Annotated in this window: 23 protein-coding genes; 19 read left to right on the forward strand and 4 right to left on the reverse strand. The window is 60.6% G+C overall.

Annotated elements, in window-relative coordinates; all coding sequences use genetic code 11:
• Positions 1-23: 23 nt before the first annotated feature.
• Positions 24-971, reverse strand: coding sequence for a cupin domain-containing protein (locus BM152_RS02020; RefSeq protein WP_066605843.1), 948 nt, complete (start codon positions 969-971; stop codon positions 24-26).
• A gap of 202 nt (positions 972-1,173) precedes the next feature.
• On the opposite strand from BM152_RS02020, the gene BM152_RS02025 reads away from it, so the two are divergent.
• Positions 1,174-1,968 carry an IclR family transcriptional regulator gene (locus tag BM152_RS02025; RefSeq protein WP_066605846.1) on the forward strand — a complete coding sequence of 265 codons (795 nt, stop codon included), beginning with the start codon at positions 1,174-1,176 and terminating at the stop codon, positions 1,966-1,968.
• A gap of 47 nt (positions 1,969-2,015) precedes the next feature.
• Here the strand turns inward: BM152_RS02025 and BM152_RS02030 are convergent, their stop codons facing one another.
• On the reverse strand, positions 2,016-2,822 hold the full coding sequence (locus tag BM152_RS02030) for an IclR family transcriptional regulator (RefSeq protein WP_066605848.1): 807 nt from the start codon (positions 2,820-2,822) through the stop codon (positions 2,016-2,018).
• A 325-nt stretch (positions 2,823-3,147) separates the two neighbouring features.
• Between BM152_RS02030 and BM152_RS02035 the strand changes: the two genes are divergently transcribed.
• The 15 genes from BM152_RS02035 (at position 3,148) to BM152_RS02105 (ending at position 16,809) form a co-directional block, all read left to right on the forward strand.
• Entirely contained in the window at positions 3,148-3,450 is a 303-nt protein-coding gene (locus BM152_RS02035) for a recombinase-like helix-turn-helix domain-containing protein (protein ID WP_066605851.1), read from the forward strand.
• Positions 3,440-4,210, forward strand: a complete 771-nt coding sequence (locus BM152_RS02040) for an ABC transporter ATP-binding protein (protein ID WP_066605857.1) — start codon at positions 3,440-3,442, stop codon at positions 4,208-4,210. The genes BM152_RS02035 and BM152_RS02040 overlap by 11 nt, the downstream gene beginning before the upstream one ends.
• A 31-nt stretch (positions 4,211-4,241) precedes the next feature.
• Positions 4,242-5,216, forward strand: coding sequence for an ABC transporter substrate-binding protein (locus BM152_RS02045; RefSeq protein WP_066605860.1), 975 nt, complete (start codon positions 4,242-4,244; stop codon positions 5,214-5,216).
• Entirely contained in the window at positions 5,213-6,049 is an 837-nt protein-coding gene (locus BM152_RS02050; RefSeq protein ID WP_082715416.1) for an ABC transporter permease, read from the forward strand. The genes BM152_RS02045 and BM152_RS02050 overlap by 4 nt, the downstream gene beginning before the upstream one ends.
• 78 nt (positions 6,050-6,127) lie before the next feature.
• Positions 6,128-7,159: an aromatic ring-hydroxylating oxygenase subunit alpha gene (locus BM152_RS02055; protein WP_066605862.1), complete on the forward strand. Its 1,032-nt coding sequence runs from the start codon at positions 6,128-6,130 to the stop codon at positions 7,157-7,159.
• Positions 7,156-7,896 carry an SDR family oxidoreductase gene (locus tag BM152_RS02060; RefSeq protein ID WP_066605866.1) on the forward strand — a complete coding sequence of 247 codons (741 nt, stop codon included), beginning with the start codon at positions 7,156-7,158 and terminating at the stop codon, positions 7,894-7,896. Before BM152_RS02055 ends, BM152_RS02060 begins: the two co-directional genes overlap by 4 nt.
• Positions 7,897-7,903: 7 nt before the next feature.
• On the forward strand, positions 7,904-8,722 hold the full coding sequence (locus BM152_RS02065; RefSeq protein ID WP_066605868.1) for an alpha/beta fold hydrolase: 819 nt from the start codon (positions 7,904-7,906) through the stop codon (positions 8,720-8,722).
• Positions 8,719-9,657 carry a VOC family protein gene (locus tag BM152_RS02070; protein WP_066605871.1) on the forward strand — a complete coding sequence of 313 codons (939 nt, stop codon included), beginning with the start codon at positions 8,719-8,721 and terminating at the stop codon, positions 9,655-9,657. Before BM152_RS02065 ends, BM152_RS02070 begins: the two co-directional genes overlap by 4 nt.
• Positions 9,654-10,445 carry an SDR family oxidoreductase gene (locus BM152_RS02075; protein WP_066605874.1) on the forward strand — a complete coding sequence of 264 codons (792 nt, stop codon included), beginning with the start codon at positions 9,654-9,656 and terminating at the stop codon, positions 10,443-10,445. The genes BM152_RS02070 and BM152_RS02075 overlap by 4 nt, the downstream gene beginning before the upstream one ends.
• 10 nt (positions 10,446-10,455) lie before the next feature.
• The gene (locus BM152_RS02080; RefSeq protein ID WP_082715417.1) at positions 10,456-12,129 is read left to right on the forward strand and encodes a thiamine pyrophosphate-binding protein; all 1,674 of its coding nucleotides are present in this window, start codon (positions 10,456-10,458) and stop codon (positions 12,127-12,129) included.
• Positions 12,130-12,132: 3 nt separating this feature from the next.
• Positions 12,133-12,948: an aspartate dehydrogenase gene (locus tag BM152_RS02085; RefSeq protein ID WP_066605877.1), complete on the forward strand. Its 816-nt coding sequence runs from the start codon at positions 12,133-12,135 to the stop codon at positions 12,946-12,948.
• A 55-nt stretch (positions 12,949-13,003) separates the two neighbouring features.
• The gene (locus BM152_RS02090) at positions 13,004-14,512 is read left to right on the forward strand and encodes an aldehyde dehydrogenase (protein ID WP_066605880.1); all 1,509 of its coding nucleotides are present in this window, start codon (positions 13,004-13,006) and stop codon (positions 14,510-14,512) included.
• A 1-nt stretch (position 14,513) separates the two neighbouring features.
• Positions 14,514-15,767 (forward strand): FAD-dependent oxidoreductase, encoded by a 1,254-nt coding sequence (locus BM152_RS02095; protein WP_066605883.1) that lies wholly within the window; start codon positions 14,514-14,516, stop codon positions 15,765-15,767.
• Positions 15,767-16,219 (forward strand): flavodoxin domain-containing protein, encoded by a 453-nt coding sequence (locus tag BM152_RS02100; protein WP_066605886.1) that lies wholly within the window; start codon positions 15,767-15,769, stop codon positions 16,217-16,219. The genes BM152_RS02095 and BM152_RS02100 overlap by 1 nt, the downstream gene beginning before the upstream one ends.
• On the forward strand, positions 16,216-16,809 hold the full coding sequence (locus tag BM152_RS02105; RefSeq protein ID WP_066605890.1) for a pentapeptide repeat-containing protein: 594 nt from the start codon (positions 16,216-16,218) through the stop codon (positions 16,807-16,809). Before BM152_RS02100 ends, BM152_RS02105 begins: the two co-directional genes overlap by 4 nt.
• A gap of 12 nt (positions 16,810-16,821) precedes the next feature.
• Here BM152_RS02105 and BM152_RS02110 read toward each other — a convergent pair whose 3' ends face one another.
• The gene (locus tag BM152_RS02110) at positions 16,822-17,973 is read right to left on the reverse strand and encodes an FAD-dependent oxidoreductase (protein WP_066605893.1); all 1,152 of its coding nucleotides are present in this window, start codon (positions 17,971-17,973) and stop codon (positions 16,822-16,824) included.
• 116 nt (positions 17,974-18,089) lie between these two features.
• On the opposite strand from BM152_RS02110, the gene BM152_RS02115 reads away from it, so the two are divergent.
• On the forward strand, positions 18,090-19,334 hold the full coding sequence (locus BM152_RS02115) for a glycerate kinase type-2 family protein (RefSeq protein WP_066605895.1): 1,245 nt from the start codon (positions 18,090-18,092) through the stop codon (positions 19,332-19,334).
• A gap of 154 nt (positions 19,335-19,488) precedes the next feature.
• Here the strand turns inward: BM152_RS02115 and BM152_RS02120 are convergent, their stop codons facing one another.
• A complete protein-coding gene (locus BM152_RS02120; protein WP_066606467.1) occupies positions 19,489-19,821 on the reverse strand; it encodes an ArsR/SmtB family transcription factor in 333 nt (110 codons plus the stop codon).
• A 411-nt stretch (positions 19,822-20,232) separates the two neighbouring features.
• Here BM152_RS02120 and BM152_RS02125 point away from each other — a divergent pair, with 411 nt between their 5' ends.
• Both BM152_RS02125 and soxZ read left to right on the forward strand, forming a co-directional pair.
• Positions 20,233-20,640 carry a thiosulfate oxidation carrier protein SoxY gene (locus tag BM152_RS02125; RefSeq protein ID WP_066605897.1) on the forward strand — a complete coding sequence of 136 codons (408 nt, stop codon included), beginning with the start codon at positions 20,233-20,235 and terminating at the stop codon, positions 20,638-20,640.
• A gap of 25 nt (positions 20,641-20,665) precedes the next feature.
• A complete protein-coding gene (gene soxZ, locus BM152_RS02130) occupies positions 20,666-20,995 on the forward strand; it encodes a thiosulfate oxidation carrier complex protein SoxZ (RefSeq protein ID WP_066605899.1) in 330 nt (109 codons plus the stop codon).
• Positions 20,996-21,047: the final 52 nt, after the last annotated feature.

Below are 21,047 nucleotides of genomic sequence, written 5' to 3' on the forward strand. Positions count from 1 at the left end.
GTTTCGTTTCTGGTCGCGCGCGATTAGAGCGCTTCGAATTTGACCGTTTCCGGTTCGGCCGTGCCGACGACATACCAGACAGTGGCATGGCCTGCGCCGTTGTTGCGGAACCAGTGTTTGCGGCCTGCGGGGGTTTGCACCAGATCGCGGGGGCCGAGTTCGACTTCGACGGTTTCGCCATCTTCTTCCCAGCCGACAATCAGGGAACCTTCGAGCACGAGGAAGGCGTCTTCGACATCGCGGGAGAAGGGTTTGACGCCCACACGGGACGGCACGCCGAGCATCTCCTTGCGGCAGGTGTCGGTTTCAACGCCGCCCGGACCACAGTAGATTTTACGGGTGAAACCGGCGTCTTCCCAATGGGTCTCCAGTTCGGAGTGGCGCACGACATATTTCGTCATGAGCTTTTGCAGCGGGTGATCGCCCTCAGGGTCGAATTTGAGGGTTTTGCCCGGCTCCGCGCCAAAGGTCCGTGCCAGTTCGGGGGCGCAATCTTTCGGGTGGTAGTGATAGACTGGCGGCAGGGGTTTGCCCACATCGACAGAGATCGACATCATCACAGGCTCGACGCCATCCACGCGGAAACCGTGACCGATTTCGCGGGCATTGAGGATCATGTCTTTCGGGCCGAGGTTCACTTCGACCACTTCGCCGTCTTTCTCCCAACCGACGATCAGAGCGCCGTTGATGATGAGAAAGCTCTCTTCGATCTCGTGGCTGTGACAGGCGGCGTAGCGTCCGGGCTCTTTGTAGATGAGCGACAGGGTGAAATGTTCGGGTTTGAGCGTGCTGGTGTCGCCGACTTTCGGAGAACCGCCAGCGCCGATGTAGCGCATCTGGGCGCGGGCCAGATCATCATAGCCGACATTCGAGGGGAAGGCTTTCCAGTCGAACTTTTTGTCGGTGAAGCGACCGGTGTGCGCTTTGAGCGCATCTGCAAGCGTTGCGAAGTCCTTATCTTGTACAGTCATGTGCGTGATCCTCTGAGCTGTTGGTGGCGGAAATTTTTCCTTACCGGACTCACTATAGGAAAAAATGTTTTGTGTGTGATGTTGCGTTTTGCCTGTAAAACGTATTGCCTATAGGCGCTATGAGGCGAGCGGGGCATGGCCTGCGAGGCATGATCCCTCCCGTATCAGAGCGGGCGCGGGCAAAAGAGGATGTGGAGAGGCTATGGCAGAGAAGACAAACGAGGATCGCTATCTGGTTCCGGGGCTGATGCGCGGGCTGTCCGTCATCCGGCTGTTCACACCGGAGCGCCCCGCCATGAGTCTGGCGGAGATCGCCAAGGCACTGGACATCACCCGTTCTGCGGCCTTTCGCACGGTCTATACCCTGTCCGAAGCGGGGTATCTGTTGCTCGACGAGCGGGCACAGCGCTATGTGCTCGGCCCTGCGGTGCTGCGTTTGTCCTATGGCTATGTGGCCACCCGCGAGATCGTGGAAATTGCCCAGCCGGAACTGGAACGCCTGCGCCAGCGCACGGGCTGGTCGTCGCATATGGGGATTCTGGACGGCACCTCTGTGCTCTATGTCCTACGCGTGCCCGCCCCGCGCCGCGACCCCTCTATCGTTCAGGTTGGCAGCCGTCTTCCTGCGCGGGGCACGGTGATGGGTCGCGTGCTTCTGGCCGGTTTGGGAGAGGAGGAACTGATCGCGCTCTATCGCAAAGACCTCGCTTCCGGCCCTAAGGGCAAAGGCCCCGCACTTCCGGGGATTCTGGAGCAAGCCGCGCGTGACAGGCAGCACGCAGTGGTGATCCATACCGGTGATTTCGAAGCCAGCATCGTCTCAGCCGCCGCCCCCGTTCGTGACATGACAGGACAGGTCGTGGCCGCCATCAATGTGACTGCTCCGAAATCCGCGGAGACAGAGCAGGAATTGCAAGCAGAGGTCCGCGACGACCTGTCCTCCACAGCGCACCGGATATCAAGGCTGCTGGGATGGGACCCGCGCGACGATGCCTGAGGCGGGCTAAAAGGGCGGGCAGCTTCAAAAACGCGGACACCTTCCACTTACCCGGCATGTCCCATCAGTGACGAAAGCTGCTTGGCAGCGGCGCGGATGGCTACGGCGATCTGGTCGCGTTTGTCTGCGCCGAGATCGAATGTGGCTTGTGGGCCGGAGACGCTGATGGCGCCGACGGGTGTGTTGGAGTGATCCAGCACCACCGCCGCGCAAGAGCCGATGCCTTCTTCGAAAAAGGCCACAGACCATGCGAGGCCTTCGCGGGCATCATGGTCAAGTTGAGTGTTCAGATCCTCCAGAGAGGTGGGGGTTTTGCTGGTCACCGCGCTCATGGGATGATCGGCAAAGAGGGCAAGCACCTCTTCGCGCGGCATGTTGGCCAGAATGATCCGCCCCATCACCGCCGCATGGGCGGGAAGCCGTGAGCCTTCATGGACATTGCTGATGATCTGGACGTTGGGCGTCTCACGCACCAGCACGATCACTTCTGTGCCGGACAGCACGCCGAAATGCGCCGACAGGCCAATCTCGGTGGCGAGCCGCGACAGGATCGGGCGGGCAAGGCGGACGACATTGCGCCCCGAGAGCATATTCGCCGCCAGTTCGAGCAAGCCGTATGACAGGATATAGCCGCCGCCTTCGTGATCGCTTTCGATCATCTGTTCGCGCTCCAGCGTGTGCAACAGGCGAATCAAGGTGGTGCGATTGATGCCAAGGGCACTCGCGGCTTTGGAGGTGTTCCGACAGCGGTTCCCCGCCGCAATGTAGCGCAGCAGGTTGATTGCTCGCGTCACGGGGGGCACGTCATAGGCATTGGTCTTGGGGTCGGTTGTTTCGCTTGTGGGTGCGGCCATGCAAAACTCCAGAGGGCTAAGAGTTATTATTAGAACTATTTATTCAATAATGAACGATAATTACCCCATGTCCAAGCCGAAAAAGACGCGACGTCATCAATGCGGAATATGGGCTATGGCGATCACCTGATTTTGCCTGAAACCTATGACAAGTGGAAGATTCCGCACTGCTTGAGTTTTGGGCGGTGATCAAAAAATTACCTTTTTGTGGGTGCGAAAAGGTTGACAGGGGAAAATCATCTCGCCCATTATGAACATAGTGTTCGATATAGAACAATTCACAAAGTCCGGCACATTTGCCCCAACAGCAGGTGAGGAAACTCAGATGGACGCATTCAAAGATCGCCTTTCTCAACGCGCACAGGATACGTCGCGCCCGGCGCTTGGACACCAATCGTGTGGTCGTGCTCTGACCGACGCGGAAATGGCTTTTGCCGAGGCGATGATGGAGGTCTACGGCACAGGCGTGACCGAAGCCGCCGATCTTGCCTCCGGTCTGGCCGACAAAGGCGTCAAGGGGCCGGTCTCGGGCCGCTCCGACTGGACCGCCGATCTGCTCGAAGAAGAGTTGAAGGCGATCAATGCCGATCTCGATGCGGCCTATCAGGAGCACGGTTATGGCGCTTGAATTCCGCCATGTCATCAAGCGCTTTCCGTCCAAGACGGGCGACACGCTCACGGCGGTGAATGACGTCGACTTCCGTGTGGAGCAGGGTGAGTTCGTCTCCGTGGTCGGGCCTTCGGGCTGCGGGAAATCCACGATCCTGAGCATGACTGCGGGGCTGTATCAGCCGACCGAGGGCGAAGTGCTTGTGTCCGGCGAAAAGGTTGACGGGCCGAATGCCCATGTGGGCTTCATGCTCCAAAAAGACCTTTTGCTGCCGTGGCGGGATATTGTCTCCAACGTGGAGTTCGGTCTCGAATCCCGCGGGTTGAAACGGGACGAGCGCCGTGCGCGGGCGATGAAAGTGCTTGAAGCCTGTCACCTCGGCGGGTTCGAGCATCACTACCCCTATCAGCTCTCCGGCGGTATGCGCCAACGCGCGGCTCTGGCACGCACGCTGGCCATCGACCCCGAAATCATCCTGCTGGACGAGCCGTTCTCCGCGCTGGATGCCCAAACCAAGCTTCTGTTGCAAAACAGTTTTTCGAAGGTCATCGCCGAGCAGAAGAAAACCACGCTGCTCATCACCCATGATCTGTCGGAAGCCGTATTGATGTCCGACCGTATTCTCGTGCTCTCGGAACGTCCGGGGACGGTGATCGCGGAGATCAATGTCGACCTGCCGCACCGCGACGAGCCGCTCAAACGCCGCGCTCTGCCGGAAGTGTCCGAATATGCGGCGCAGATTTTTGCCCACCTCAAGCTCGAAGAAAAAGCCTTCTGAACAAGGCGCCATTCCAACAACAGGGAAAACCATGAAACGTTTCATTCTTTCTGCGACAACCGCCACTGCGGTCCTGTTCGGAGCCGCTGCGGCCTATGCCAACGAAGCCGTGACCTACCTCTTTCCGGCCCCCGACTTCCTTCCGGCCTTCTCGCCGTTCCATCTGGCAAAGGGGAAGGGCTATTTCGACGAGGCGGGTCTGGATGTGACCTTCCGCATCGGCAAGGGCGGCGCGGATGTTGCCACGCAGGTGGCTGTCGGAAACGCCGATCTGGGTGGCGGCATTGGTGATACGCCGATCATCGTGCGGGCCAATGGTCTTGAGATCAAAGGGGTGGCCCTACTTGGTGGTCGCGGGTTGACCCAGCTTGCATGGCGCGCTGATCGTGGCATGTCGGGGCCCGAGGATTTCAAAGGCAAGACCTTTGGTGTGCTCGCCTATCAGGACACGACATATTACAATCTCTTGGGCGTGCTCTCCTCCGTTGGCCTGAGCAAGGATGATGTCGATATTCAGGCTGTCGGTGCAGGCGGTGTGATCCAGCTTTCGATCTCCGGCGATCTCGACGGGATGTCCGGTGTGCCGGAATGGATTGCTGCCGTTGAAGGCGCGGGCGTCGAGATGCAGCAAGTGCCAGTCGATACCTATTTTCCGGCCATGGCTCAGGCGATTTTTGCTTCTGATGAAACGATCGAAGAGCGCCCCGAAGTGGTTTCCGGTTTTGTGAATGCGGTGATTCACGCCATTGAGGACATCAAGGCTGATCCCGCGCAGGCTGCGGCGGATTACGTGTCCTTTGTTCCGCAGCACGCCGGCAAGGAAGACGAGATCGAAGCCATCATGCGCGCCTATGCGGAAAAGGTCTACGCCGAAGCCGCCGACCGCCCGCTTGGCACATTCTCTGCCGAGCAGATGGCCGAAGTGCAGGATTTCTACGTCGACGCGGGGATCGTGCGCGGCAGAACCCCTGTGGAAGACCTCTACACCAATGAGTTCATCGAATGACCGATACGACACAAGGAGCGGCGGCTCCACAGCTCCCTCTGAAATCCAAGAAAAAGGTTTCCGCTATGTCCACGTCCCGCACCCATCTTTATGTTTCGGCAGGTATTCTGCTTGTCGTTCTGGTGCTGTGGGAGGTGCTGCCGACGGCGCTTGATATTCCGCGCTATATCATTCCCACCCTGAGCGACTGTCTGGCCGAGTTGGGACGGATGTATACCTTTGACCGGCTTGTGTCCCATACGGCCTCAACCGCGCTTTATACTGTGATCGGCTTTGCGGTTGGGTCTGCCTTGGGCGCGGCCATCGGCTATCTGCTTGGCATGTCGCCGTTTTGGGAAAAGGTTGTCTCGCCCTATATTCTGGCTCTCCAGATCGCTCCGAAAGTCGCCTTTGCGCCGCTGTTCATCATGTGGTTCGGCTATAATGCGATGCCGAAGCTCCTTGTGACCGTGCTGATCGTGTTCTTCCCTGTGCTGGTGAACGTCTTGCAAGCCATGCGCACGGTGGATCGTGATCTGGTCAATCTGGCGCGGGCCTATTCCCTGAGCCGCTGGCAGATTTTCGTGAAGATCGAAATGCCCTCGACCTTGCCGAACCTGATGGCGGGGCTGCGCATCGCCTCAACACTGGCTGTGATCGGTGTCACCGTGGGCGAACTGGTCGGTGGCAACGTGGGGCTTGGCTATCTGATCTCCTATGGCGGCGGTCAGGCCAATGCGGCGATGGTTTTCAACGCCATCGGTCTGCTCACCCTGATCGGCACCGCGCTCTACATGGTGCTCGAACGGGTGGAAACGCGGGTGCTCCATTACCTGCCCAAGGCCCAGCACTGATCAGCATCTGAACACTTCGGCCGCGCCGAGACGCCGCGCGCGGTCCCTACCATACACTTCCTGTCGAAAGGAAAGACGATGACCGACAAGAAATCTTTGATCGAAGAACGCGTAAATACCGGCCTGCGGGGCCAGTGGTATCCTGTCGCGAAATCTGTCGAGATACGCAAGGATCGCCCCTATGGCACCGAGCTGCTTGGCGAGAAGATCGTGCTGTGGCGCGACGAGAATGGCGCGCTGAAATGTATCGAGGACTTCTGCCCGCACCGTGGTGCGCCGCTGTCTTACGGTGAAATCCATGACGGCAACATCGGCTGTCGATATCACGGCGTGATCGTCGATGGCGAAGGTGTTGTGCAACGTGTGCCCGCCATGCCGGAATGTGCGTTGGAAGGCCGCAAGGCGCTCAACCATTTCCCCGTGACCGAAGCCTATGACGCCGTGTTCGTCTATGTGCCTTCCGTTGAACAGCCGGAGCCGCCGGAACTGACCTTGCCGAAAGAGTTCTCCTCTGACGAATGGGCCGGTTTCCTGTGCACCTCGGTCTGGGAATGCAACTACCGCTACGCGCTCGACAACCTCGCTGATCCGATGCACGGCTGTTACCTCCATGCGGACAGTTTCACGCTGGCGTTCGGGTCCAAACAGGACCTCATGGAATTGAACAAGACGGATGACGGTTTCCTCATCCGCCGCGTGGGGCAGGTCGGGGCGAATTTCGACTGGACGGAATTCGAAGTGCATCCGGGCAATATGTTCTGTTTCCTCGATATTCCCTATCCGCCAGCCGCAGGTCCGGGCGGCGTGTTCCGCATCATCGGGTTCGTGTCCCCGATGGGGCCGCGCAAGTGCAAGGTCTTCTTCTGGCGGATGCGTCAGGTCGAAGGGTTCGCGCGCGAAAGCTGGCGCTTCCTCTATCGGGCGAAGATGGAAAAGACCCATTGGGATGTGCTCGAACAGGACCGTGTCATGTTGGAGGGCATGCCCGACGACGCCCGCAAACGCGAGATGCTCTACCAGCACGACCTCGGTGTCAGCCGCTTGCGCCAGATTCTGACACGGGCTGCGAAAAAGCAGGTTGAAGCCGAACTCAAGGTTGCAGCGGAATGATCCTTGCAGATCGACATATCCTTGTGACCGGAGCCGCGCGCGGGCTGGGGGCGGAAATCGCCTCAAAGCTCGCCGCCGAAGGGGCGAAGCTCATTCTGGCCGATCTTCTGGTCGAGGAGGGAAAAGCCACCGCCCAAAGGCTTGGTGCGCAGTTCCTGCCGGTTGATCTGGCCGATCCCGCGTCGATTTCGGGACTGGCCGGGAAAGCCTCCGCCCTGTGTGAAGGCAAGCTCGACGGGCTGGTGAATTGTGGTGCGATTGCCACGGGTATCGGCGGGATCACCTATGACGAGATCGACATTGATGTCTGGGACAAGGTCATGCAGGTCAATGTGCGTGGCACATGGCTGATGATCCGTGCCTGCGCAGAGATGCTCAAGGCTTCGGGCTCCGGTCGTGTGGTCAACCTTGCCTCCGACACCGCCCTTTGGGGCGCGCCGCGCCTTATGGCTTACACCGCCTCGAAAGGGGCCGTCATGTCGATGACGCGCTCCTACGCCCGCGAACTTGGTCCTGACCGTGTCGGGGTCACGGCTGTGGCACCGGGTATCCTGACCACGCAAAGCACCGAATATGTGCCGGAAGCGCGGCATCAACTCTATCAGGAGAACAGTGCTGTGCCCGGTCCGCAAGGGCCGGAAGAAATCACCGATGTGATCGCGTTTCTGCTGACTAAAGGCGCATTGACGCTGACGGGGCAGGTGCTGCCGGTCAACAACGGTTTCGTGTTCAAGTGAGGCGCTGATGGGGTTCGAGGCACATATCTCTGAGGGCCTGTCCTATCTGGAACGTGCAAGGTCTGGGCCGGTTCTGGTGTGTCTGCACGGGATCGGATCGAATGGCGGCTCTTTTGCGCCGCTTGAGGACAAGCTGCCTGCCGACTGGCGCGTGATCGCATGGCATGCGCCGGGTTATCTCACGTCGCAGCCGCTGGCGCAGGACTGGCCCGAAGCGGCGGATTATGCGGCGGCGCTTGAGGCGTTTCTTGACCGGCTGGGTTTGGACAAGGTCATGCTTCTGGGCCATTCGCTTGGCTGTCTGATGGCGGCGTCTTTTGTCCGGCGTGCATCCGAACGGGTGCAGGGGATGGTTCTGGCCTGCTGTGCTTTGGGGCACGGGGTCGAGGCCGGAACGGAATTGTCGGACGCGTCCAAGGCACGGATCGCGGATCTGGAAGAGATGGGGCCGGATGCTTTTGCCGCCGCCCGTGCGCCGCGTCTTGTGTTTGCGCCTGAGGCCAATCCCGAGGTGGCGCGTTTCGTCACCGATGGCATGGCGCAGGTCTCCATGCCCGGCTACGGGCAGGCAGCACGGATGCTGGCCTCTGGCCGGTTGCTCGAAGATCTGGCGCACTGCGCGGTGCCAGCCTCGGTGATCTATGGGGTGGAAGACGTGGTCACGCCGCCTTTGAGCAGCCACAAGGCCCATGCCGCCATCCCCGCCGCCTATCGCCGCGAGATGGTTGCCATCCAGGGCGCGGGCCATGCCGCCTATCAACAATGCCCGAATGAATTCGCAGCCGCCGTTGTGCGCTGCCTGACACCTGAAGGAGGGTCATCATGACCGAGATGGTTCGTGTGGGAGCGCTGCGTGGCATTGTCATGCGCGGTCCGGGGTTGCCTGAGACACTCCCGTTTTACGAAGATATGTGGGGTCTCTCTCTGGCCCATAAAGAAGAAGGCGTCGCCTATCTGCGCGGCACCGGCCCCGAACCCTGTCTCTACGGGCTCAAAGAGGGGGAGGTGTTCGGCATCGAATATATCCATTTCGCGATGGACAGTCGTGCCGATATGGATGCGCTTTATGAACAGGTCAGCGGCATGGGCGAGACCGTGCTCGGAGCCCCTGCCGAGTTTGACGACTGGATTGGCGGTTACGGGTTCGAGATGCTCGATCCCGACATGCGCCGCTTGCGCTTCCGCTGCGAGGCGCGTGAGCTGGACGACCGCGAGGAATGGGCTATGCCGCGCAAGGTGAGCCATGTGGTGCTCAACACGCCCGACCTTGAGGGGCGCGAAGCGTGGTGGGAACGGGTTCTGGGGTTCCGTGCCTCCGACTATTCCGCCGACCAGATGGTGTTCCTGCGCTGCAATTCGAACCATCACTCGATTGCTCTGGTGCGGGCGCATTATCCGTCCGTGAACCACGTCGCCTTCGAAGTGCCCACAATCAACGAATTCATGCGTGCGATTGGTCGCATGAAACAGAAGGGCCATGTGCCGAGCTGGGGGCCGGGGCGGCACGGGCCGGGGGACAATCCCTTCGCCTATTTCGTGTCTCCTTCGGGCTTCGTGATCGAATTTACCACGGAATTGCAACAGATCGACGAGACCACCCACGAGGCGCAGGTCTGGCCGCGCGATGTGCCCGAGAAAATGGATCAATGGATGACCGCAGGTCCGCCCACCCCCGCGCAACGTGCGGTGATGCAGGGGCGACCGGATGCAGGATGGCCGGAACTGGCCCAACAGGCGACTGTCGGAAAGGCTTTTCAATGAATACATATGATTACAAAGGCTGCGTGGCCGTCGTGACCGGCGGCTCATCGGGGATCGGGCTTGAAACCGTCAAGCTGCTTCTGGCCAGCGGGGCCAAGGTGGCGTTCTGTGCGCGCAACGAAAATCGTTTGAGCGATGTCAGCGCGGTTCTTAAACGCGATTTTGGTGAGGACAATGTCTACACCCAAGCCTTCTCAGTGCTCGAACCGGAGGCCGTCAATGTATTTGCCGCCGAGGTGCAGGCCCGTTTCGGGGGCTGTGACCTTCTGGTGAACAATGCAGGGCAGGGGCGCTTGTCCACTTTTGCGGACACCTCTGATGAGGACTGGCGCGCAGAATACGAGCTGAAAATCTTCAGCCAAGTCTATCCGACCCGCGCTTTCATGCCGATGCTCAAAGAGGCCAAAGGCGCGATTGTCGCGGTGAACTCGCTGCTGGCCTATCAACCCGAGCCGCATATGGTCTGCACCTCTTCGGCGCGTGCAGGGGTTCAGAACCTGCTCAAAAGCCTCTCGGTCGAACTGGCTCCCGATGTGCGGGTGAATTCGATCCTGCTGGGCCTAGTCGGCTCCGGCCAGTGGACACGGCGTTTTGCCGAACGGGAAGACAAATCCGTGTCCCGCGAAGAATGGTACGGCGCGCTCGCCAAACGCAAGGGCATCCCGCTCGGGCGTCTGGGCGATCCGCAAGAGGCCGCCCATGCCATCGCGTTCCTCGGCTCTCGGGCCGCAAGCTATATCACAGGCGCACAGCTGGAAGTTTCCGGCGGGCTGTCGCGTTACATCTAAGGACTTGAGTATGAAAATGGACAGCACGCTTCAAACCGAAACCGTGGGGGATTTCATCGCCCGCTACCTCGCCGACATCGGCGTTTCGACGATTTTCGGGGTCATTTCGATCCATAACATGCCAATTCTGGACGCCGTGGCGCGTCAGGGCCGCATCCGTTTTGTGCCTGCACGCGGTGAGGCCGGTGCGATGAATATGGCCGATGCCTTTGCGCGGGTGTCCGGCGAGTTGGGCGTCTGTCTGACCTCGACCGGCACGGCGGCAGGCAATGCGGCAGGCGCGCAGGCCGAAGCCCTGACAGCGGGCACACCGCTTTTGCATATCACCACACAGGTGGACCGCGAATTTGCCGACCGCGACCGTGCGGCGATTCACGATGTGCCGCGCCAGCCTGAAATGCTGCGCGGTCTGTCCAAGGCGGTTTTCCGCATGTGGGACGGTCAAAGCGCGATCGGTGCGCTGACAGCGGCCTGTTCGGCTGCCATGTCTGCGCCCTCCGGTCCGGTCAGCCTTGAAATTCCGGTGGATGTGCAGCGCGGGCCGGTCGAAGGCTCCGCACGGGCCTATCCGCCGCTGGTCCAACGTCCGCAGGCCCGCGACGAGGCGCTTGAGGAACTGGCCGAACGGGTGAAGTCCGCCCGCCGTCCAATGCTCTGGCTCGGGGGCGGTGCGATCGCTGCCTGTGAGCCGGCGCGCGAACTGGTCCGGCGCGGTTTCGGGGCGGTGTCCTCGACCAATGGCCGTGCCGTGGTGCCGGAGGACAATCCCGCCAACCTTGGTGCCTACAACATGACACCTGCGGCAGTGGAGCTTTACGAGAGCTGTGATCTGATGATCGTGGTCGGCTCGCGTCTGCGTGGCAACGAGACCCGCAACAACAAGATGCCGCTGCCGCGCCCACTGGTGCAGATTGATGCCGATGCCTCCCAAGGCGGTCGCAACTATTCGGTGGAGCAATTCATTCACGGCGATGCTTGCGATACGCTGGAGCGGCTTCTGGCGCTTCTGCCGGAGAAACTGGACACGGACGAAGGGCTGCGCTTTGACATCGCCAAGGCGCGGGCGCAGAGCGAAGGCGTGTTGCGCGACCAGCTTGGGCCGTATCGCCAACTGGCGGATTTCCTTGCCGAACGGGTTCCGGCTGGCGGGCATCCGTGGGTGCGTGATGTGACGATTTCCAACTCGACCTTTGGCAACCGCCATGTCCGCATCGCTGATCCGCGTCACGGGGTTCACGCTCTGGGCGGTGGCATCGGCCAAGGTGTTGCCATGGGGATCGGTGCCGCGCTGGCCTGTAAATCTGCCAAAACGGTGACGCTTCTGGGCGACGGGGGCACGATGCTCGGCATTGCGGAGATGATCACCGCAGTCGAAGAAAACGCGCCGCTTGTCTATATCCTGATGAACGATCAGGCCTACGGTGTGATCAAGAACATTCAGGACGCCCAATATGACTCGCGCCACCACTACAGTGCGCTTCACACCCCGAATTTCGAGGCCTTCTGCGGCTCCATCGGTATGCCGCACAGCAAGGTAAGCGCCATTGGGGATTTTGAAGCTGTGTTCGAGGCGGCGATGGCCAAGGACGGTCCGCATGTGGTCGAGGTGGATATGTGCGCCATCGGGCCCTTTGCGCAAAGCTTTGCAGGCCCGCCTGCCGGTGCCGCAGGGAAGACGGAGTAAGCCATGCATCTGGGAGTGATCGGTTTCGGGAGCATCGGCCGCGAATTGTTCGGCTTGCTCGGAGGTCTGGACATTGCAAGGATCACGGTGCTGGTCCGTGCGGGACGTGCCGAGACAAGCTCAGAGGCGCTTCAACAGATCGCGCCGGACTTGGTCGCACGCACCACGTTTGTGGAACAGGACGCGGATTTCTTCGCAGCCGCCCCCGATTTCGTGGTGGAAGTGGCCGGTTACAATGCCGTTGAGGCTTATGCCGCGAAGGTGTTGGAAACGGGCACTGATCTGGTGGTGGTGTCCATCGGTGCGCTGTCCGACCAGAGCCTGCATGACACGCTTCTTGCGGCTGCCAAAGCGGGGCAGGCTCGTCTGATCCTGCCTTCGGGGGCGGTCGGGGGGCTGGACATTCTGGCCGGTCTTGCTCCCGCAGGGGATATGACCCTGCGCTATTTCGGGACCAAACCGCCAAAAGCATGGGCGGGCACGCCCGTGGCGGAGACGGTTGATCTGGATGCTCTGGATCATGCCTTGGAGTTTTTCCACGGCACGGCACGGGAAGCGGCGCTGGCCTATCCGAAAAATGCCAATGTGGCAGCGGCGCTGGCGCTGGCGGGCGGCGGTTTCGAGACCACGCAGGTGACGCTGGTGGCCGATCCCGAAGCCACCGGAAACGCCCACCGCTACGAGTTGACATCCCCGCTGGCCAGCGTGTCGGTCGAGATCGCCAACAAGGCCAGTGGTGGCAATGTGAAAACCTCGCTGGCAACCGTTTATTCGGTGCTGCGCGAAATCCGTAACCGGCTTGGGCCGATCGCCATTTGAAGAACGCATATGTGCGCGGGTCCTGTTGGGATACGGGTAATGTGAGGAGAGCGAGATGAAAGACGAGATCAAAATCGACCTGCCCGATGGCAAACTGTTTGTTGGCGGGCAATGGGAAGAGGGCACGGGGGCGGAGATCACCTCGATCTTTCCCGCAGACGGCTCTGTCAACTGCGTGCTCAAGGGCGCCTCGCGCGCCGATGGGGAACGGGCCATTGCGCGGGCAAAGGCGGCACAGGCCGATCCGGCGTGGCGCAACCTCAAACCCCATGAACGGGCGCGCTATCTCTACCGCATCGCCGACGGGATCGAAGAGAATATCGAACGGATCGCGCGGATCCAGACGCGGGACACGGGCAAGACCCTGACCGAGACGCGCGCACTGGCCGCCTCTGCGGCGGGGACATTTCGCTATTTCGGCGCGGTGCTTGAGACTTCGGACGAGGCGCTGACCACGCAGCGCGGCACGGCGCTGACCATGTCGGTGTGGGAACCCATCGGGCTTGTGGCGGCGATCACGCCTTGGAACTCGCCGATTGCCTCGGACGCGCAAAAGGTCGCGCCGGCCCTTGCGGCGGGCAATGCGGTGCTTTTGAAACCGGCAAGCTGGTCACCTCTGGTCTCGCTGGAACTGGCGCGGATTGTCGAGGCCTCCGGCCTGCCCGAAGGGTTGTTCTCCGTCCTGCCGGGAGCTGGGCGCGAGATTGGCAACCTTCTGGTCGAACACCCCGATATCGGGCGCGTCTCTTTCACCGGCGGCACCTCCACAGGGCGGCGGCTGGCGGCTCAGGCGGCGGACAAGTTGATGCCGGTCTCGCTCGAACTGGGTGGCAAATCTCCGACCATCGTTTTTGAGGATGCGGATCAGGATCTGGCGCTCTCCGGCATCCTCTTTGGCATTTTCTCGTCGACGGGGCAAAGCTGTATCGCGGGGGCGCGGCTGTTTGTGCAGCGCTCGATCTATGACAGTTTCGTGGCGCGTCTCGTGGCGGCCACCAAGCGGCTGAAGGTCGGCCACCCCCATGATCCCGCGACGCAGGTGTCCTGTCTCGTGCATCCCGATCATCGCGTCTCGGTCGAAGGATATGTCGAAGAGGCCGTCGCCGCAGGGGCGCGCGTGCTTGCCGGTGGTAAACGCCCTGATGATCCGGAACTGGCCTCGGGGGCTTACTACCTGCCGACAATTCTGGCGGATGTGTCCAATACCGATAAAATCTGTCGCGAAGAGGTCTTTGGTCCTGTGCTTGTGGTCATGCCTTTCGACGACGAGGACGAGGTCATCGCCAAGTCCAACGACAATGACTACGCCTTGGCCTGTGGCATCTGGAGCCGCGATTTCCCGCGCAGCCTGCGTATCGGTCGGGCGATCACCACGGGCACGGTCTGGATCAACACCTACAAACAATTCTCGGTCTCGACCCCGTTTGGCGGCGAGAAAGACAGCGGCATGGCCCGCGAAAAGGGCCGCGACGGTCTGCGGGCCTATATGGTGCAAAAGGCGGTCTATGTCGATTTGACAGGAGAGCCGCACCCTTGGGCCGCGGCAACGGTTGCGGAGGTCTGACATGCGCAAAGTGGCGATCATCGGAGCAGGGCCTTCGGGCTGTTTCACCGCGCAGGGCCTGCTCAAGGCACGACCGGACTGGCAGGTGGATGTCTATGACAGCCTGCCGGTGCCCTATGGTTTGGTGCGCTACGGTGTGGCCGCCGACCATCAGGGGACAAAGGGCATCGCGCGGCAGTTCGAACGGGTGTTCGAGCGGCAGGGCGCGCGGTTCTTTGGCAATGTGACGCTGGGCCGTGAAGTGACGCTGGAGCAGATGCGTGCGGCCTATGACGCGGTTGTGCTGGCCACAGGGCTTGCAGGCGACCGTGTGCCCGAGCTGGTGGACGATGGAGCCACGCCGGAGGGGATGATCGGCGCAGGCGCATTGACGCGCGCGCTTTATGACCATCCCGATGCGGGGGATTTGCCCGATATAGGCGGGCATGTGGTGATCCTCGGCAATGGCAATGTCTCTGTGGATCTGCTGCGTCTGCTGGCGAAAAGCGAAAGCGAGTTGGAAGGCTCCGACCTTTCGCCGCGTGCAACAAAGTGGTTGACGTCGCGCCGGATCGACAGCCTTACGATTGTCGGGCGCTCTGCGGCGGAACTGGCAAAGTTCGATCCGGTGATGATCCGCGAACTGGCCAAGCTTCAGGCGGTGACGATCCGTGTGGCGGATTTGCCGGAGGGAGAGATGACGGATGCTGGCCAAGAGAAGCTGCTCTCTGCCCTGTGCGAAATTGACGGCCTGTCGACAGGGCCTCTGCCAATCACCTTCCGCTTTAATATGCCATTGCAAAGTATTGAAACAAAAGATGGAAAAGTGACGGGTCTTGTCGCTGGTCGAGACGGTGCAGAGAGTGAACATCTTCCCTGTAATGCGTTGGTGACAGCTATCGGTTTTTGCTGCGATGGTCGCCTCGGGCGGGATGCTGTGATGTCAGGGGCCGAAGATGCCGAGGCTGGCCGGATCGCAGAGGGGCTTTACGCTGCGGGCTGGTTCCGGCGTGGTCCGCGTGGCACTATTCCGGAAAACCGCGCTGACAGTCTAGCGCTTGCGGCCAAGATCGTGGGCGATCTGGAGGCCACGCCTGAGACGTCACGCGCAGGGCATGACGGGCTTGGCCTGACCTGTGAAACCGTGGATCATGCGGGCTGGCAGCGGCTTGACGCGATCGAAAAAGCACAGGCGATGGCCGGACGGTGCAGAACAAAAATCCCGACGCGGTCGGACATGCTGCGTCTGGCGCAGAAGATTGAGGAGTTGAAGTGATGGACATTACTATTCTGTATGGCACCGAAACGGGCAATGCCGAGATGCTGGCCGAGGACGTCCAGTCCGCGCTCGAAGATGCGGGGCATGAGGTTTTGGTAGAGAACCTCTCCGATGTTGCGCCTGCCGATCTGGACGTGTCGCGCCTGCATCTTGTGGTCTGTTCGACTTATGGTGATGGCGAATTGCCTGCCTCCGCGCAGCCTTTCGGCGAGGCAATGAAAGATGCGCCGGATCTGAGCGGCTTGCGCTTTGGCATTTTCGGACTGGGCGACAGCGAATATGAGACCTTCAACATGGGCTCGCAACAGATCGAAGAGATGCTCGTGGCAGCAGGGGCCGAACGGATCGGCGAGCGCGTGACCCATGATGCCTCCGGCGATGATATGGCTGAAGATGTCGCCCTGCCGTGGGCGGAGGCTGTGGTCGAAGCTGTGGGAGCGGACGCATGACACCGGAAGACATCCTGAGCCGCATCACCATCCCGTATGAATTTGGCGCCTGTGTCGATCTGCGCGGGATCACCTGTGAGGGGCGTCTCGTGCTGGACGGTGCGCGGATCACGGGGGTGGATTTCACCGGCGCGCATTTCCCCGAGGGGATCAGCGCTCTCGGCACCGAGTTTCTCGGTCTGAGTTGGTTTCACGAGATCACAGCGCGGGACGTGGATTTTACGGATGCGCTGTTTCACAACGATGCCCGTTTTGACAGGGTGCAGATCGCGGGAGACGCCGATTTCACCAAGGCCGAATTCCGTGGTGTGAGCCAGTTCGACAGCGCGCGTATCGGTGGCACGTTGGGCCTCTCTGCGGTGCAGGGCTTTGGCAACTGCTCCTTGGAAAACGCAGAGATCGCAGGCGAGACACAGCTTGCCCGCTCCGAGTGGTTCGGCGGGCTTTGGCTTGATCACACGCGGTTTTCCTCCATCGAGACGGGCGACATGCTGGTGCATGGTCGTCTTTGGCTCAAGCAGGCGCAACTCGGAAACCGGCCTGTCCCGACGGACAGTTTCGAGATCAGCTTTGGCTATAGTTACGTCTGATGGATTTATGAATTAATTCATTTTATCAGTCATTTGCGGAAGATCTTTAACTTGATTCATGAAGGTCCGGTCGATGTGGTTTTTCCAGCGCCAGATCAACGGGCCCGAGACGCGCAGGCCGGATTTGTCGGCCAGAGCGGATTTGCGGCCCAAGGAAACGAGTTTGAGATAATCCTTTTGCGGATGATACGGGCGCAGTCTGGCCTCGCTCCCGTCGCGCAACGCGGCCTGTAGATTGGCGAAGAGCACGGGCGCTTCCCGGACCGCAAACACACCGGCCTTCGGGCGCGGGGCGTGGGTGAGATGGGCGCAGTCGCCACAGGCAAAGATACGTGGGTCCGAAGATTGCAACGTCGGGCCAACCTTGATGAATCCGTCCTGTAGCGCCAGCCCCGTCTGGGTGAGCCAGCCATAGGGCCGCGCACCTGCCGCGCCTAAGGTGAACTGCGCCGCAAGTGTGCTGCCATCGGCGAAAACCACTTCATCAGCACGGACCTCCGCAACGCGAGACTGCGGGCGCAGTTGGACCCCGGCTTTTGCCAGCGCTTTCAAGACAGCGCCCCGCGTTGCTGGTCGCATCTCGCTCAGAATGTCCGAGTGATCAATCAGGGAAACCTGCGTGTTTTTGACAGATCGGAGCGCATAGGCCATCGCCAAGGCAAGCTCTGCGCCCGCAACTCCGCCGCCGATGATGGCAACCTCCGGCGTGATCTCTCCGGCATGGACCTTATGTCTGAATCTGTCCCAGCGGGTGGCAAAGGCTTCCAGTGGTTTGGCGGGGATGCCATGGGTGGCAAAGCCTGTAAGGTCCGGCATGGCGGAGGTGATGCCGATGTCGACAGAGGCGATGTCATAGGGGATCGGCGGCTGGCCTTCGATATGCACGAGACGGTTTTCGCGATCAATGGCCGTGGCGCGTCCCATCACCGCGCACCCGCCTGCGAATTCGGCCAGCCGGAGAATATCAAGCTCCAACGCCTCGCGCGGGTAATGTCCGGCGACAAATCCGGGCAACATCCCCGAATAGGCCGCAGCAGCGCCGGGATTGATCACCGTCACCCGCACATCGGGAAGCGGCGACAGCCCCCAGCGTTTGAGGATCAACGCATGGCTGTGTCCGCCGCCGATCAGGACGAGGTTTCGTGGCGCTAGGTGGGCGGTCATCGGCGGTCCAATCTGTCGCAGCTTGTACGGGCCTGTTTGTGGCGTAAAACTGACGTTAAGTGATCTGCTTGGCAAGGGTGCTGGACGCGGCGCGGCGGGCGTGTCAACATCGCGCCATGACATACGATGCTTCTCCGTTTGAGTCGATGCGTGCCAAGGCGCGTGAAATTTTCCTCGAAGGTGTCGAGGCTGCCGATCCGGCCCATGCGGTCGAGGCGGCTTTGAAGGGCCGAAGCTTCAAGGATCCGCTGATCATTGCAGTGGGCAAGGCCGCGCGCACGATGGCGCAAGCGGCGATGAAACATGTGTCGGCTGACACGGTGATCGTGGTCACGAATTACGAAAATGCCAAGCCGCTGGACGGTGCGGAAATCCGCGCCGCAGGCCATCCTGTGCCCGATGCCGAAGGCGCACGGGCCGCGCTTCGGGTGGAGGAGGCGCTCTCCTACGCCAAGGGCGATGTGATCGCGCTGATTTCCGGCGGCGGCTCGGCGCTTCTGCCCGCGCCGGTGATGGGGGTCTCCTTGGAGGACAAGGCCGAGGTCAACCGGCTTTTGCTGGCCTCCGGGGCCGATATTGTCACCATGAATCTCGTGCGCCAGCAATTGTCGCGGCTCAAGGGCGGCGGGCTGTTGCGTGCGGCGGCCCCCGCGAAGGTGACTGCGCTTTTGCTCTCTGATGTGGTGTCGGACGATCTGCGCGCCATCGCGTCCGGTCCGACCGTCTCTCCCATCGGGACGCGCGAAGACGCCGCACAAGTGTTGCGGGATCTGGGGCTTTGGGAGAAACTTCCGGCCTCAGTCTCCGCCTATCTCAGCCGTCCGCAGCCTGATCTCGGTGCCTTGCCCGACAGCGAGGTGGCATTGATCGGCTCGAACCGGATTTCTGTTGCGGCGATGGCGCGTGTGGCGGGGGAGGGGGAGAATGTGCATGTGATCCCGACGCCGCTCGAAGGCGACGTCTCCGAGGCCGCGCGTCTTGTCGTCGATACGGCTGTTGAAACGGGGGCGCCAAGCGTGATCCTCTTCGGAGGCGAGACGACGGTAAAGCTCGCAGGAGATGGTTTAGGCGGTCGCAATCAGGAACTGGCGCTGCGTGTGGCTGTGCTGGCCGAAGAGGCGGGACTGAATGACTATGTGTTCCTGTCTGGCGGCACAGATGGACGTGACGGGCCGACCGATGCGGCGGGCGGTCTGGTCGATTCCGGCACTCTGGACCGGATGCGGGCCGCAGGGCTCGATCCCATAGAAGTTCTCACGCGTAACGACAGCTATCACGGGCTTGAGGCGGCGGGCGACTTGCTGCAAATCGGTGCGACGGGCACCAATGTCGCCGATCTTCAGGTGCTGATCCGCAAATAAGCGCTTTGTAAGTTTCTTTGTTGCAAAACACGCAAGCCTCAGTGCGCGAAAGCAAACCCATAGATCAACTGCCGCAGCTCAAGCAGTGCAGTTTCTCCACTTCCAGCATGACGAGCATATTCCCGTGTTCCGGCGCGCGGGCCTGAAAAAGGGTTTAGTCGCCTTGCGCCTGTTTCGTCCCGTCAGTCGAACAGTACATGTCGTGGATCACTTCGAGGATGCGTTTCGGGCGATCATCTGTCAGGGAATAATAGATCGCCTTGCCTTCACGTCGCGGTGTCACCAGACCTTCAAGGCGCAGTCGGGCAAGTTGCTGGCTCACCGCCGCCTGCCGTGCCGACAGCAGTTCTTCCAGCTCCGTGACGGATTTTTCACCGGTCACAAGGTGACACAGGATCATCAGGCGGCCTTCATGGGAGAGGGCTTTCAAAAGCTGCGAGGCTTCGCAGGCATTTGACATCATCACGTCCAGTTCTGTCTCTGACATGGTGCCGGAGGTGATGGGGGCAGGCGAAGTCACTTTGTCCACCTTGTATGTCCTCGAAGAGTTGCTCTGGTTCAAAACGCGATGTCATCCATGTTGGCGTCAATGCCTGTTCAGGCACAGTCTGCATTTTAGCCGGGGAAACACCGATGCCGGCCACTATAGCTCTTGCGGCGTCAACCACAAGACTGCCCCTGAGAGCATGGGATGGGTTGAGAGTGTTGAAGGGCAGAATAATCGGATTTTTTGAATTTGTTTCTTGCCCTGCGCCATAATGATGCGCGACGCTATGCGCGCGGTGCAATTCTGGTATAGTGAAAACAAAAGGCGTAGAAGGTCGGGGATGTGGTTCCTGTTCGGGGACGCTGATGTGCTGATACTGCGGATTAGATCGATGGTACGGAGGAGTTGAACATGAAACTGACACGACGTGACGCTCTGACACTGGGTCTTGGTGCAACCGCAGCCGCGCTTTTGCCGATGAGCGCAACTGCCGCTGCCGAAGACGCCATCGCGGTCTTTACCGGAGGGGTAGAGGCAGGAGCAGGGGATATAACCCTGACCACTCCCGAGACCGTCGAGAATGGCAACAGGGTGCCGATTTCGGTCGAAGCTCCCGGCGCGATGGCCATTGCGGTTTTTGCCACGGGCAATCCGACGCCGGAGGTGGCGACCTTTAACTTTGGTCCAATGGCCGGTCGCCGTTTTGCTTCCACTCGTATTCGGCTTACCGCGACGCAAGACGTGGTGGCGGTTGCGAAGCTGGCTGACGGTGCGTTTGTGAGAACCTCTGTGATGGTCAAAGTGATCAACGGAAGCTGAACGGCTTAATTTCAGGAGGCGCCCCATGATATCAGGTGACAAACCGCGTGTGAAAATGCCCGTCTCCGCTGCGGCGGGCGCGGAGATCACGATCAAGACCCTGATTCCGCATCCGATGGAATCCGGACAGCGCAAGGACAGCGATGGCAACACCATCCCGCGCTCAATCATCAACCGGTTTACCTGTGAGTTTAACGGCGAAAGCGTGATTGACGTGCGGCTTGAGCCGTCGGTGTCGGCCAATCCGGATTTCGAATTTGCCGCCACTGTGCCTGAGGCCGGTGTGTTCAACTTCACGTGGTATGCCGACGATGGCTCTGTCTATGAGATGGCCCAAGAGATCGCCATTGGTTAAGTGCTGCGACTGCATCTGACGCCAGTCCTGTCCCTCTGCAATCAATGCGCGG

The organism is Celeribacter halophilus (genome assembly GCF_900114135.1).
Classification (GTDB): domain Bacteria; phylum Pseudomonadota; class Alphaproteobacteria; order Rhodobacterales; family Rhodobacteraceae; genus Celeribacter; species Celeribacter halophilus.

Excerpts from the sequence above, each read along its gene's own strand:
- BM152_RS02080 (WP_082715417.1), top strand. The coding sequence starts at position 10,456 with ATGAAAATGGACAGCACGCTTCAAACCGAAACCGTGGGGGATTTCATC.
- soxZ (WP_066605899.1), top strand. The coding sequence starts at position 20,666 with ATGATATCAGGTGACAAACCGCGTGTGAAAATGCCCGTCTCCGCTGCG.
- BM152_RS02055 (WP_066605862.1), top strand. The coding sequence starts at position 6,128 with ATGACCGACAAGAAATCTTTGATCGAAGAACGCGTAAATACCGGCCTG.
- BM152_RS02045 (WP_066605860.1), top strand. The coding sequence starts at position 4,242 with ATGAAACGTTTCATTCTTTCTGCGACAACCGCCACTGCGGTCCTGTTC.
- BM152_RS02100 (WP_066605886.1), top strand. The coding sequence starts at position 15,767 with ATGGACATTACTATTCTGTATGGCACCGAAACGGGCAATGCCGAGATG.
- BM152_RS02090 (WP_066605880.1), top strand. The coding sequence starts at position 13,004 with ATGAAAGACGAGATCAAAATCGACCTGCCCGATGGCAAACTGTTTGTT.
- BM152_RS02120 (WP_066606467.1), bottom strand. The coding sequence starts at position 19,821 with ATGTCAGAGACAGAACTGGACGTGATGATGTCAAATGCCTGCGAAGCC.
- BM152_RS02030 (WP_066605848.1), bottom strand. The coding sequence starts at position 2,822 with ATGGCCGCACCCACAAGCGAAACAACCGACCCCAAGACCAATGCCTAT.
- BM152_RS02115 (WP_066605895.1), top strand. The coding sequence starts at position 18,090 with ATGACATACGATGCTTCTCCGTTTGAGTCGATGCGTGCCAAGGCGCGT.
- BM152_RS02105 (WP_066605890.1), top strand. The coding sequence starts at position 16,216 with ATGACACCGGAAGACATCCTGAGCCGCATCACCATCCCGTATGAATTT.
- BM152_RS02050 (WP_082715416.1), top strand. The coding sequence starts at position 5,213 with ATGACCGATACGACACAAGGAGCGGCGGCTCCACAGCTCCCTCTGAAA.
- BM152_RS02110 (WP_066605893.1), bottom strand. The coding sequence starts at position 17,973 with ATGACCGCCCACCTAGCGCCACGAAACCTCGTCCTGATCGGCGGCGGA.
- BM152_RS02035 (WP_066605851.1), top strand. The coding sequence starts at position 3,148 with ATGGACGCATTCAAAGATCGCCTTTCTCAACGCGCACAGGATACGTCG.
- BM152_RS02075 (WP_066605874.1), top strand. The coding sequence starts at position 9,654 with ATGAATACATATGATTACAAAGGCTGCGTGGCCGTCGTGACCGGCGGC.
- BM152_RS02125 (WP_066605897.1), top strand. The coding sequence starts at position 20,233 with ATGAAACTGACACGACGTGACGCTCTGACACTGGGTCTTGGTGCAACC.
- BM152_RS02025 (WP_066605846.1), top strand. The coding sequence starts at position 1,174 with ATGGCAGAGAAGACAAACGAGGATCGCTATCTGGTTCCGGGGCTGATG.
- BM152_RS02070 (WP_066605871.1), top strand. The coding sequence starts at position 8,719 with ATGACCGAGATGGTTCGTGTGGGAGCGCTGCGTGGCATTGTCATGCGC.
- BM152_RS02060 (WP_066605866.1), top strand. The coding sequence starts at position 7,156 with ATGATCCTTGCAGATCGACATATCCTTGTGACCGGAGCCGCGCGCGGG.
- BM152_RS02095 (WP_066605883.1), top strand. The coding sequence starts at position 14,514 with ATGCGCAAAGTGGCGATCATCGGAGCAGGGCCTTCGGGCTGTTTCACC.
- BM152_RS02020 (WP_066605843.1), bottom strand. The coding sequence starts at position 971 with ATGACTGTACAAGATAAGGACTTCGCAACGCTTGCAGATGCGCTCAAA.
- BM152_RS02065 (WP_066605868.1), top strand. The coding sequence starts at position 7,904 with ATGGGGTTCGAGGCACATATCTCTGAGGGCCTGTCCTATCTGGAACGT.
- BM152_RS02085 (WP_066605877.1), top strand. The coding sequence starts at position 12,133 with ATGCATCTGGGAGTGATCGGTTTCGGGAGCATCGGCCGCGAATTGTTC.
- BM152_RS02040 (WP_066605857.1), top strand. The coding sequence starts at position 3,440 with ATGGCGCTTGAATTCCGCCATGTCATCAAGCGCTTTCCGTCCAAGACG.